The sequence below is a fragment of the Shewanella sp. A32 genome (assembly GCF_029167175.1).
In the GTDB taxonomy this organism is placed as follows: Bacteria; Pseudomonadota; Gammaproteobacteria; order Enterobacterales; family Shewanellaceae; genus Shewanella; species Shewanella yunxiaonensis.
This window is the reverse complement of the sequence record NZ_JARFTS010000010.1, coordinates 60,626-73,373: the sequence shown is the minus strand read 5'-3', so window position 1 is coordinate 73,373 and position 12,748 is coordinate 60,626. Positions and strand designations below refer to the sequence as shown.

The 12,748-nt window shown below is 48.5% G+C and carries 12 protein-coding genes; 5 read left to right on the top strand and 7 right to left on the bottom strand.

Annotation, left to right across the window (positions count from 1 at the left end; genetic code table 11):
• Nucleotides 1-21: 21 nt before the first annotated feature.
• The 6 genes from PY479_RS09565 to pomA form a co-directional block, all read right to left on the bottom strand.
• The gene (locus PY479_RS09565) at nt 22-405 is read right to left on the bottom strand and encodes a DUF423 domain-containing protein (protein WP_275483612.1); all 384 of its coding nucleotides are present in this window, start codon (nt 403-405) and stop codon (nt 22-24) included.
• A complete protein-coding gene (locus PY479_RS09560) occupies nt 402-1,052 on the bottom strand; it encodes an alpha/beta fold hydrolase (protein ID WP_275483611.1) in 651 nt (216 codons plus the stop codon). Before PY479_RS09560 ends, PY479_RS09565 begins: the two co-directional genes overlap by 4 nt.
• Entirely contained in the window at nt 1,033-1,944 is a 912-nt protein-coding gene (locus PY479_RS09555; RefSeq protein ID WP_212593910.1) for a transcriptional regulator GcvA, read from the bottom strand. Before PY479_RS09555 ends, PY479_RS09560 begins: the two co-directional genes overlap by 20 nt.
• Nucleotides 1,945-2,124: 180 nt before the next feature.
• Nucleotides 2,125-3,579, bottom strand: a complete 1,455-nt coding sequence (gene thiI, locus PY479_RS09550; protein WP_275483610.1) for a tRNA uracil 4-sulfurtransferase ThiI — start codon at nt 3,577-3,579, stop codon at nt 2,125-2,127.
• Nucleotides 3,580-3,714: 135 nt separating this feature from the next.
• On the bottom strand, nt 3,715-4,656 hold the full coding sequence (locus PY479_RS09545; protein WP_275483609.1) for a flagellar motor protein MotB: 942 nt from the start codon (nt 4,654-4,656) through the stop codon (nt 3,715-3,717).
• Between the two features lie 4 nt (nt 4,657-4,660).
• Nucleotides 4,661-5,428, bottom strand: a complete 768-nt coding sequence (pomA, locus tag PY479_RS09540) for a flagellar motor protein PomA (protein WP_275483608.1) — start codon at nt 5,426-5,428, stop codon at nt 4,661-4,663.
• Between the two features lie 394 nt (nt 5,429-5,822).
• Between pomA and xseB the strand changes: the two genes are divergently transcribed.
• The 5 genes from xseB (at nt 5,823) to PY479_RS09515 (ending at nt 11,206) form a co-directional block, all read left to right on the top strand.
• Complete coding sequence (xseB, locus tag PY479_RS09535; RefSeq protein ID WP_212593914.1) at nt 5,823-6,062, top strand: exodeoxyribonuclease VII small subunit; 240 nt, start codon at nt 5,823-5,825, stop codon at nt 6,060-6,062.
• On the top strand, nt 6,063-6,944 hold the full coding sequence (gene ispA / locus PY479_RS09530; RefSeq protein ID WP_212593915.1) for a (2E,6E)-farnesyl diphosphate synthase: 882 nt from the start codon (nt 6,063-6,065) through the stop codon (nt 6,942-6,944). It begins immediately after the preceding gene.
• Nucleotides 6,945-6,965: 21 nt separating this feature from the next.
• Nucleotides 6,966-8,843 carry a 1-deoxy-D-xylulose-5-phosphate synthase gene (gene dxs, locus PY479_RS09525; RefSeq protein ID WP_212593916.1) on the top strand — a complete coding sequence of 626 codons (1,878 nt, stop codon included), beginning with the start codon at nt 6,966-6,968 and terminating at the stop codon, nt 8,841-8,843.
• Between the two features lie 127 nt (nt 8,844-8,970).
• Nucleotides 8,971-10,104, top strand: a complete 1,134-nt coding sequence (locus PY479_RS09520; protein ID WP_212593917.1) for a patatin-like phospholipase family protein — start codon at nt 8,971-8,973, stop codon at nt 10,102-10,104.
• 214 nt (nt 10,105-10,318) lie between these two features.
• Nucleotides 10,319-11,206: a GGDEF domain-containing protein gene (locus PY479_RS09515; RefSeq protein ID WP_275483607.1), complete on the top strand. Its 888-nt coding sequence runs from the start codon at nt 10,319-10,321 to the stop codon at nt 11,204-11,206.
• 47 nt (nt 11,207-11,253) lie between these two features.
• On the opposite strand, the gene PY479_RS09510 is transcribed toward PY479_RS09515, so the two are convergent.
• Complete coding sequence (locus PY479_RS09510; RefSeq protein ID WP_275483606.1) at nt 11,254-12,705, bottom strand: RimK family protein; 1,452 nt, start codon at nt 12,703-12,705, stop codon at nt 11,254-11,256.
• Between the last annotated feature and the right edge of the window lie 43 nt (nt 12,706-12,748).

Genomic DNA, 12,748 nt, shown 5'->3' with positions numbered 1-12,748 from the left:
AAGTATACCAGAACTCGGCAATTACAGATCGTCTGTACGATGCCGCCACATCGAGGAAGCTAACAGCGCCCAACCAACTAAGAAACAGAAACCACCCATTGGCGTGATAATACCGAGCACCTTTACCCCGGTAAGTGCATACAGGTACAGCGACCCCGAAAACAGCAGGATACCCGCGATAAATAACCACGCTGCCCAGTCGAGCAACGGCGATTTCACCCAGTTACCGGCAAGTGCCACAGCGATCAGCGCAAAGGTATGATAAAACTGATATTCCACGCCGACATCAAAGATTTTAATCAGCTCTGGAGTGGTCACCGCTTTCAGACCATGAGCCGCAAACGCCCCGAGTGCCACAGCTAAAAAACCACTGCTGGAGGCCAACATAAACAGGCCTTTTTTCATAACAAACTCCTGATAAACGACAGTGATCCATCGATCACTTTGGCATAATTCATTGCTAATGAGGTAGCAGCAGCTTTTCGCGGAACAAAGCTGTGGTCGCCATCATCAACAAAATTGAGATTTAACGAAGTTGGCAAATGCCATTGTGGTATTTGGACTTTACCACCAAAACTATCGCGTTCTCCCTGAAAAATCATTAATGGTAGCCGACATTGCTGCAGTGGCTCCAATCGCGGCAACAATTTACCTTTAGGCAAAAATGGATAACCCAAGCAGATTACACCGCGCACCTCGGCCAGCAAATCTTCTGAGGCCAACATGATTGCCATACGTCCGCCCATAGACTTACCCATCAGTATTATCTGGTCAGGTGCAAATAGTTCTGTGACTAATCGCAATTGTTGTCGGAAATTCTCCAGTAACGCCGGTGCGCGATCTGGTGGGCGCCGTTTGCCATCAAGACGGCACTTTGCCATATAGGGGAAATTAAACCGGACAACATCTGGGCCATTTGCGGCAAGACCTTGAGCAATAGCCGCCATAAATTCGCTGTCCATATCTGTCCCAGCACCATGGGCGAATAGCACCACAGTGTTGCTGTCAGCATTGCCCTTATCTACCCGCCAATTATCCGGGTAACAATTCACTGCGGGACTCCTCGGCAAACATATCCAGCATCCACTCCCGGAACGCCACTATTTTTCCAAGCTCAGCATGTTTTTGCTGACACACCAGATAGTAAGCATCTTTGCTGACCAACACTTCTTGGAAAGGACATACCAACCGCCCGGCCAGGATGTCCGGTCTTGCTAGCACGCTGTAACCCAGCGCCACGCCCTGACCATGAGCTGCGGCCTGCAACACCAGAGAAGAATGACTGAAAATAGGCCCTTGATTTACATTAACGTCCGTGACGCCACATTGCCGGAACCAAGCCTGCCAATCATGGCGACTCATATCATGCAGTAATGTATGAAATTTCAGATCTGAGGGTTTCTCTAACGGCTTAGGACCTTTGAGTAACAATGGCGAACACACAGGGATCAACACTTCGTTACGCAATTTATCTGAGCGCAATCCCGGCCAATTACCCTGACCGTAATAGATAGCGACATCAACATCATCGGCTAATGAATCAGTGGCGCTGTCAACGGCCTTGATACGTACATCAATATCCGGATTTTTCTCGCTGAATTTTGCCAAGCGGGGTACCAGCCACTGAATCGCGAAACTGGGCGGCATACTGACCGTTAATGAGCCAATAGCACTGCGCGCTAATAATCGGTCGGTGGCATCAGCTAATTGCCCAAAAATGTCTTTGATTTCGAGAAAATAACTCTGTCCCTCTTCCGTCAGCAACAACGAACGATTCTTACGGCGGAACAATTTCAGCCCCAGAAAATCTTCCAATGCTTTAATCTGATGGCTAACCGCCGCTTGTGTCACAAACAGTTCCTCAGCTGCGCGGGTAAAACTGAGATGACGAGCAGCAGCTTCAAACGCTTTAACGGCATTGAGCGGGGGAAGTCGCTTTGACATGAGCATCCATTCCAAATTTTTAATTAGTTTTTCTAATCCAGATTGTTACATTTAATCATGTGAGAGTGCCAGTATTTTTATCTGGATTCACCGAAACTGCACAGTTCAGCAACTTTATGGCCCCGAATTGCCGACAAAAAAGCCGCATCACTTGATGCGGCCAGTTTGCAGAACAGCGAATTAAGGTCGATAAACCTTCACATTGTCATAGCCCTGTTCCAATAAATACAAGGCTTGCAGTTTACTCATTACCCCGCGGTCACAATAAAGCAGGTAAGTCTTGCTGCTATCGAGCTCCGCAAATGCACTGGATAACTTAAAGAATGGAATATGAAGCACCTCAGCGCCCGCCACCGCCAATGGATGACGTTCTTCCTCTTCAGGGGCGCGGATATCCAGCACCACCTGCTCAGCGCCGACGCTGGAGACAGTTTCTGTTTCGGTTACTTTGGTATCCATTGTTTTTGGTATCTCCCGGATATCAATCACTTCCGCAGCTTCCAGGACTTTATCCAGCATGTCCGGAGAAAATTTAAGTTCTTCAGCTTCTACTTTTGCCAATACTGCTTTTACCGTTGGCCGCTGAGAAATAACACCACAATATTCTGGCATCGATTTAGCAAAGTCTTCAGTGCCAATTTTGCGGCTTTCATTGATGATATCTTGCTTATCCATGGTAATAAGTGGCCGCAGGATCAAGGTATCGGTACAACGGTCAATCACATTGAGGTTAGTCAGGGTCTGACTGGACACCTGCCCCAGACTTTCGCCTGTCACTAACGCTTGAATTCCCATGCGTTCAGCCACCCGACTCGCCGCACGCATCATGCAACGTTTCAAGATAACCCCCATCAGGCCGTTATCAATACGTTCCAAAATTTCTGCCACTACCGGTTCAAAAGGAATGGTGACAAATTTAACTCTATGGGATTCACCATAGGTTTGCCACAAATGATGCGCCACCTGCTTCACGCCGATTTCATGCTGCGCACCACCGAGATTGAAAAAGCAGTAATGGGTACGAGCCCCTTTCTTAATAAACTGGAAGCTGGACACCCCGGAATCGAAACCACCAGAGATCAATGACAACACATCTTCCTGAGTCGCCATCGGGAAGCCACCAAGACCCGATACTTTTTTCTCCACCAGATACAGCTTATCGTTGTTAATCTCCAGATTAACAGTGATCTCCGGGTTCTTGAGTTTTACACCGGCAGCTTCTGTATGCTGATTCAGTCCACCGCCAACATATTTTTCCACGTCAATAGAGGTGAAATCATGATGTCCGCTACGCTTAACCCGGACACAGAAGGTCTTACCTGCCAGGTCATCGCCAAAGGCTTTCAAGGTATGCAGATAGATATCGTGTACTGTTTCGAAGGTGTATTCATTTACACGCGCAACAGTCGCGATCCCTGGGATACAAGTCAGGCGTTCGCCAACACTGTCCAGCAGTTCTGGTTTGTCCTGTGGTACCCCGACCATGATGCGGTCCCACTGTCTTACCACAGTGACACCTTCATCAACTTTTTTCAGTACATTCCGGATATTAGATTCCAGCATTTTAGTGAAGCGCAAACGTACTGGCTTGCTCTTCATCATGATTTCGGGGTACAGCTTAACGATAAACTTCATGGATTTTCCGCAGCATAAAACGAGGTCAAAAACGCAATCGCGGGATTATAGCAAAGTGACAGGAACAGTCCCAGCATCGCGGGAAAAGTCTTCCAGTAACAACCAACCGGCCCAAGTGCCGGTTGGTTGTTACTGCTATTGGGCTTGATTGGGCGTGACCTGAAGTTCATCCGATAACTTGGCTTTGCCTTGTTCAATTGCAATCTCTACCCGACGATTACGGGCACGATGTTCAGCACTGTCATTCGGCACCAGTGGATTGGTATCAGCGAGGCCCTCCACTTTCATGCGTTCAGGATCAAACCCTTTCACCCGAATAAGTTCGTGCGCGACCGCTAAGGCTCTTTGCGCTGACAGATCCCAGTTCGACTGATAGAGCTCGTTGCTGATCTGGATATCATCGGTATTACCGGATACCGTCACTATGCCAGGCACATCTTTCAGTAACTCACCAATCGCCCGGATCACCGGTTTAAATTGTGGCTGCAAAAAACCTGAACCGGAGGCAAAAGAGCCTTTTTCCCGGATGCGAATGATGATCTGTTGTCCCAAAGACTCAATTTCGATGGCACCATCAACGATTTCCTTGTTGAGCTTTTCTGCCATTTTTTTCGCTTGATCGTTAACCTGCTTTTGCGTGGCTTCATACTCTTGAGTACGTTTGGCCTCGGCTTGTTCCTGTGCCGTTGCCGTTGACTCACCACCACGCTGGTCACCGCGCTGCTTCTGAATACCACCGGCGCTTTCATCGTCACCCGCCTGGAAGGTCAACGTCGGCTGCGTCATTTCATTAGTTTGCTGGTTAATCACTTCTATCGGTGACGGATCCGGACGCCCGGGGCGGAACTCCAGCGCAATCACCGACGTGCCCTTGGGAATATCCTTGACTTCAACTTTGTTCTGGACACCAAAGGCATATTTCATTGAACCAGCGATTTGCTTAAATTTAAGCACGTCCATCTCGGAAAAAGACAGCAACAGCACAAAGAAGCACATCAGCAATGACATCAGATCAGAAAAGGTTGCCAGCCAAGGCGGTGCTGCGGGTGGACAGTCAGGACACTTTTGCTTCGCCATGACGCTATTCCCCGCTCGTGGTTTCTATCTTACGTTTCTTCTCAGCCAGATAGTTTTTCAGGAAGCTCTCGATGACGCGAGGGTTCTGACCATCCTGAATGGCCAATACCGCATCCATAATCAGGTTGCGATTAAGCATTTCTTCGCTCATACGCAACGCCAGTTTGTCAGCTATCGGCAGTGCCAGCAGGTTCGCCATCAGCGAACCATACAAGGTGGTCAGCAAGGCTACAGCCATTGCGGGACCGATTGACTTAGGGTCATCCATGTTAGACAACATCGCCACCAACCCCACTAAGGTACCAATCATCCCCATCGCCGGGCCAACATCCCCAAACGCCTTAAAGATAGCGATGCCGGATTTATGCCGCTCTTCGGTCAGTGCAATGTCCTTTTCCAGCGCTTCTCGCACAACATCGCCATCATGCCCATCCACCAGCATGTCGACAGCTTTCTGCATAAAGGTATTAGAGATCTGGGCTTCTTCTAATGCCAGGAAACCGCCTTTACGGGCAGCATCTGCCATAGTGACCGACTGTTCAATTAGATCTTCTGGATTATCCAATTTGAAGATAAAGGCTTTGGCGGCAATCTTCATCGCACCGAGATATTGCTTGAGATTGAACTTCATCATCACCACAAAGATAGAGCCAACGAACACAATTAATACCGAAGGAACGTCAATGTAAACGGAAATACCGCCAGCGCTGACCATGGCCCAGAACATCACACCAAATGCGCCAATAATGCCTATCAGGGTTGCTAAATCCACTGTTGCTCCTCGAGTCTGTACTGTCGTCCCATCCGCTCACCCATCGACCAGCAGGATATCATGATGCAAAATCCGGAAAACTGGCTGTCGCTTGTCCAAACACAGCCACGGAAAGGGAATGTCACGCTTTTCAACGGCTTCTATTTCTGTTTATCGGACCAAACTTAGGCAAGTTTAGAGGGATTTTATTCCGGGGCGAAAATATTTTTGTCGCAAAGCGTGCTTTTGAGCAAATTACCAGCGCTGGCATTTGACCCTACGCCAGCGCTGCTATAACGTGTCAACCGATAAAACTGCCGCCAGTCCTAACCTGACCCCTTTGCAGACCCTGCCTCGATTCCGCAAGAGGATCGCTGGTATACTCTGTCCGCAGTGTTAATCCAAGGAAAACAACGTGGCTAAAAAACCTGAGAATCTCAGTTTTGAAGAATCCCTGAATCAACTTGAACAGATAGTGACTGAGCTCGAACAGGGTGAAGTGTCGCTGGATGATGCGCTCAAGCAATTTGAACGTGGAATTAATCTGGTCCGCAGTAGCCAAAATAAGTTAGAGCAAGCGCAGCAAAAGGTTGCCATCTTATTATCCGATGATGCACAAGCGCCACTGAGTCCATTTGATGTCGAGGAAGAGTAATTGTTAACTGATGCCATCAATCGCTGCCAACAACGTATTAATCAGCATCTTACTGCAATTTTTGACGCGCTGCCGGTCAGTGAACCACGATTACAAGAAGCGATGCGTTACGGTGTCTTGTTGGGTGGTAAACGAGTTCGCCCGTTTTTGGTCTATTCCGTGGGAGAGATGTTAGGTGTTGCTGCCGAGCGCTTAGATAATTGCGCCGCAGCCATTGAATGTATCCACGCCTATTCGTTGATTCACGATGATTTGCCCGCCATGGACAATGATGAATTGCGGCGCGGCCAGCCAACAGTTCATGTCGCATTTGACGAGGCAACAGCCATTCTCGCCGGGGATGCGTTGCAGACATTGGCGTTCGAACTGATCAGCCAAGAAACTGGCGATTTCAGCGCCCAGCAGCAACTCCTCATGATTAAGGCATTGGCCAACGCCTCAGGCTATCTCGGCATGTGTGGCGGGCAAGCACTGGATTTGGCGGCGACAGATAAAGAAATCCCGCTGAGTGAGCTGACCCGCTTACACCGTCTAAAAACAGGTGCCTTAATTCGCTGTGCAGTGCAATTAGCTGTTATTGCTGCCAACGTAGATGCACAACAGCGTCAGCAACTATTGGCCTATGCTGATGCCATCGGACTGGCATTTCAAGTCCAAGATGACATTCTGGATATCACATCCAGTACCGAAGAACTGGGCAAACCACAAGGTTCCGATACCCGTTCCAACAAGAGTACATACCCTAAATTATTGGGATTAGCTGGGGCAAAAGCAACGGCTGAAGCGCTACTAAAAGAGGCACTATCAGCCTTGGGGAATTTGCCCTACAATAGCCGACTAATTGCTGAATTCGCTCGCTATATTATTGAGCGGCGAGTATAAAAGAGACAAAAGTAGCTCCTTATGAGTCTGGATATCACTCAATTTCCGGTATTGGCCCAAGCCAATACACCCGAAGAGTTGCGCCAGTTGCCACAGGCATTATTGCCGCAACTTGCCGACGAACTCAGGGCTTTTTTGCTGCAATCCGTAGGGCAATCCAGCGGCCATTTTGCTTCTGGATTAGGCACAGTGGAACTTACCGTAGCACTTCATTATGTGTATAACACGCCGTTTGACCGATTGGTGTGGGACGTCGGCCATCAGGCATATCCGCATAAAATCCTCACTGGACGTCGCGATCAGATGCACACCATTCGCCAAAAAGGTGGACTGCATCCATTCCCATGGCGCGGCGAAAGTGACTATGACACCTTCAGTGTCGGTCACTCCAGTACCTCAATCTCGGCGGCGCTGGCAATGGCAATTGCTGCAGATAAAGAACAGGCAGGCCGCCGCGTTGTCGCGGTTATCGGTGACGGAGCCATGACTGGTGGGATGGTGTTTGAAGCCATGAATCACGCCGGCGATCTGCACAAAGATATGTTAGTGGTACTTAACGATAACGAGATGTCTATCTCCGAAAACGTAGGTGCACTGAATAAACACTTTGCCCAACTGATGTCAGGCCGCTTCTATTCCAGTATTCGTGAAGGCAGTAAAAAAGTGCTGCAGGGAATGCCGGTTATCAAGGAGATGGCTCGCCGGACGGAGGAACATCTTAAGGGTATGATGGTTCCGGGCACCTTGTTTGAAGAGCTCGGTTTTAATTATATCGGCCCTATTGATGGTCACGATGTGAATGCACTAGTGGAAACCCTGCGTAACATGCGCAATCTGGGCGGGCCGCAACTGCTGCACATTATGACCAAAAAAGGCAAAGGCTATGAGCCAGCGGAAAAAGATCCTATTGGCTGGCATGCCGTGCCTAAGTTCGATCCGAGCCAATTCCGCAAACCAGCCACCAAACCTGGCTTACCCACCTTCTCTGAAGTGTTCGGCAAATGGCTGTGTGATATTGCCGCAAAAGACGACAAAGTGGTTGGCATTACTCCAGCCATGCGTGAAGGTTCTGGGATGGTGGAGTTTTCTCAGAAATTCCCGGAACAGTATTTTGATGCGGCGATTGCCGAACAACATGCCGTAACCTTAGGTGCCGGATTTGCCGCTGAAGGCTACAAACCTGTTGTTGCAATTTACTCCACTTTCCTACAGCGCGCCTACGATCAGGTTATTCACGATGTGGCCCTGCAGAAACTGCCGGTGTTGTTCGCTATTGATCGCGGTGGCATTGTCGGTGCAGATGGTCCAACCCATCAGGGTGCTTTTGACATGAGCTTCCTGCGTTGTGTTCCCAATATGGTGATCATGGCACCTTCCGATGAAAACGAATGCCGGCAAATGCTGTATACCGGATACTGTTATCAAGATGGACCGGCAGCGGTGCGATATCCTCGTGGCAGTGCCACCGGTGCCCATCAGGAAGAACAGATGACAGCGCTGCCCATTGGTAAAGGCGTGCTTAAGCGTCAGGGGCAGCAGCTAGCTATTATTAGCTTTGGGACACCGTTGGCTGCTGCGCTGGAAGTGGCAGAAGAAATGGATGCTACGGTTGCGGATATGCGCTTCGTGAAACCGTTAGATGAAGCCTTGCTTACACAGTTGGCTGAAACTCACGAAGTGCTGGTTACTCTCGAAGAAAATGCCATTATCGGTGGTGCCGGTAGCGGTGTGCTGGAATTCCTCGCGAAAAAGCAGCTGCGTAAACCGGTGTTACAGTTGGGCTTGCCTGATGAATTTATCAAACATGGCAGTCCGCAGGAGATCGTTGAAGAACTGCAATTGGACGCTCCCGGGATACGAGCCCAGATAACGGCATTTTTGAAGCAATTAAATGCCTAAAACATAAGGCCAACCAACTAAAAAGGTTGGCTTTTTTATGTGATCCGTCCACATCTTCAAAAGCTTCCGCGCTATAGTTACACTGATAACTCTTAAAAACGCGTTGCAGTCATTTAGGTGAAGGGGAATGGCAGTCAAGGAAAGCTGTGCATTGATGTTAGGGGGTGGCGGTGCCAGAGCCGCCTATCAAGTTGGCGTGCTTAAAGCGCTGGCACAACTGTATCCACGTAATCACGGTATCCCTTTTGATGTCATTTGTGGCACCTCCGCCGGTGCCATCAATGGTACCGCGATGGCAACCCATGCCTCTTGTTTCCACCTGGGAGTAAAAAAACTCGAATGGATCTGGCGCCATCTGGATACCAGTCGGATTTATAAATCCTCCATTCCCGGCGTGTTGCAACATCTCAGCGCGATGTTCTTAAAGGGAATGCAAACAGATCTGGCCAACACCGATGCCGGCAGTCTGTTGGATAATGCCCCATTACGAGATTTACTGAACGAGCTGATTAATTTTGAGCGGATAGACCGTAATATTGAAAATGGTCATTTAACGGCTATCAGCATTGACACCTCGTGTTACAACAACTCCCAATCCGTCAGTTTTTTTCAGGCCAAGAGCGAATTAGATGATTGGCGCAGAGCTCGCCGAAGCGGCGTACGCACAAGGCTTAACACTGAACATCTGATGGCCAGTTCCGCAATACCGTTAGTATTTCCCTCTATTCGTTTAGGAAAATGGTACTACGGCGATGGTTCTGTGCATCAGTTGGCACCGCTTTCCTGCCCCATTCACCTGGGGGCCAGTCGGATTATGGTAATTAACCTGGAAAGCCCGCATAAACAACAACCGAAAGATCTGGAATATCATCCAAAAACCGCTACGGTTGCAGGTCATCTGCTGGATACCATATTTTCTGATACGTTAAATAGCGATCTGGAACGTCTGACCCGCGTTAACGGTACGCTATCATTGATCCCACCCACCAGTCGTGAACTGCTGAGTCTGAGAAACATTGATACATTAGTCATTAAGCCCAGTGAAGACCTGAGTGAAATTGCCAAACGTTTTTACATGGAGATACCGTTTGCCATCAGGCGACTCCTGGGACTTATCGGCATTAACAGTCAGTCAGAGTCCAGTATCGTGTCATATTTGCTGTTCGAAAAAGCCTATACCGGAACCCTGATTGAACTGGGGTTCAATGATGCCATGACCCAGATGGACGAGATCAAAGCCTTTTTCAATATTGCCCGCTAATTGCCGTTTCGTTTCGAGAAACACTAGATGATGTTTTTCTGTCAGTCGCGTTTACGCCGCGATTGGCAGCTGCAGTTTTAGTGTCAAATTTTCGACATTGCACAGCTTGCCAAAAGCCCCTTTTATTAAAATCCGATGGTTACAAGACGTTTAAAATAGGCACATATTTTGCTAATGCCAGAATAACGATACCGGCAGTAGTGGAGTATTCCATTTGGACTATATCAGTAATATCCGCGGACTCAGCGGATTCAGTGGTTCTGCGGAACATTGGCGTGATGATTCTCGCCATGTTTCTGAACCATTTGAGCCACTGCAACTGTTGCAGAAACTTCACAGTAGTCTTGACCCACGGACAGTGTTTGCCTGTTACGGCAAACATTTGCAACGAGACTTGCCGCTATATGGCATCTATTGCAAATGTGGTGATATCGAACTGCGATGGGGCCGGATGAAAGGCATAAAACTGACCCATGAGATCCAGTTAGGTGATGACATCGCTCAACTTGAATACTGCTTGCCCATGCCGTTGAGCCTGGGAGATTCGCTGCTGCTTCAGCAAGTCGAAGCGCTGTTACCCCAACCGCTATTCAATGCCGCCCGGTATCAGAAAATGGCATCACAGGCGATGTTCGACGCCTTAACCGGACTCGGCAATCGCCATTTCTTTGGTCAGGCATTTCGCACAGTGCTTGCACGTGCGCAGCGTAATCATAATCAGGTCAGCTTGCTGTTAATGGATCTGGATAACTTTAAACAGCTCAATGATAACAAAGGCCATCATTATGGTGATCAGGCACTGGTGCGCTTTGGGGAAATTGTGCACCGTTGTATCCGTCGCTGTGATCAACCCTTCCGCCTAGGCGGGGATGAATTTGCGGTTCTGGTAGAAGGTGACGCCTCTGCGGCCGTCAGCATTGCCGGCCGAGTACTACAACACATGCAAACAGAGGCTATTTTCAACCAACATAACGTGGGTTGCAGCATGGGTATCGGCAACTGGCAACCGTTATTGAATCAGGACCAGTTGTTCAATAAAGCTGACGCGGCGCTCTATCGGGCCAAGAGTGCCGGCCGCAATGGTTACGCTATCGCAGATTGATAACTGTCTTCGCTAAAAAGGCGCCAAATGGCGCCTTTTTATGCAGGTTACAATCCTCGCAACTGTATTCGTCGTAAGAATTCAGTCATGATGCGATCGTACAACAGGTCGCCATAGAACAGATCTTCAATCCCATGATCAATACTTGGATTGTCATTTATTTCAATCACATATGGTTGACCATCAACTTCTTTCAAATCCACGCCGTAGAACCCAGAGCCAATGAGATTCGCCGATTTCAGTGCCGCATCCACTACCTGTGACGGCACTGTTTTAAGATCCTGCGCATCATAACTACCACTGGTGAACTTACCGTTTTTGTGGTGTTCGTAAATCTGCCAGTGGCCACGACTCATGTAATAACGGCAAGCATATATCGGCTGACGATTGAGAATACCGATACGCCAGTCGAAAGGTGTAGGCAAATATTCCTGCGCCAGGATCAAGGTACTGTGTTGAAAAATACGCTTGGCTTCTGCGCGTAAGCTATCAATATCCTTAACCTTAACCACCCCCAGAGAAAATGCACCATCCGGAACCTTAAGTACCGCTGGCAACCCTATCTCCTCCAACAAAGTTTCTTCCCAATTTGGATCCGATTCGTTAAGGATCAAGCTCTTAGGTACTGAAATCTTGTGGTTCAGCAACAGTTCTGTCAAAAATACCTTGTTGGTACACTTCATGATGGATTCCGGGTCATCCATGACCACCAGTCCCATTTGCTCGGCATTTTTGGCAAAACGGTAGGTGAAATTGCTGATGTTAGTGGTCGCCCGAATAAACAAGCCGTCAAACTCGCTCAAACGACTCATATCTCGGCGTCCCAATAACTGCATATCCATACCGATACGATTTGCCGCTTTGATAAAGCGTTTAATGGCACCGTTGTTGGAAGGTGGCATCTTTTCATTTTCATCCACCAACATGGCCATCTCGTACCGATAAGATTTTTTGCGTTTAGGTGCACGCCATACTTTACGGGAAAAAGCTTCCAGGTAATTAGCAAACAGATCCTGTTCTGAATCGGTTAGTTGTTGAAATGGAAAGGGGGCGATATGACTGACTTGCCATTTATCGCCCCCTTTAACTAATTCGACATCCAGCACAGGTACGTTAAAGCGTTCAAAAATTTTGTGTCCAATCCGTTCCAGTTCCTCGCGCTCACTCTGTCCAAAATACAGTTTAAATCGCAGACGAGTCTGTTCCGGCGAGAGTCGGTCCAGTCCCGATTGAGGCAAACTGAAAAATCGGTCCTGTGACAGATCGTTAATCGTCATCACAGAGGGGATCACCCGATGTCCTCGAGCTTCGGCCATCAGAGAACAGTAATACCCAGTAGTGAGATAGTCGTAACTGCGGCACAAATTTAGTACCTGCACACTGTTGTTGTCAGTAAACGCCCCCATATTAAGATAGTCGTTTACTGTCACCATACTGTCACTGGGCAGATACGGTCGCCAATCACTGGCGTCGTCAGTTACGATAAGCAGTTGTGCCATAAATAATTGTTGCCTCCCAAATTAGTTGGGGATTAAATATCAG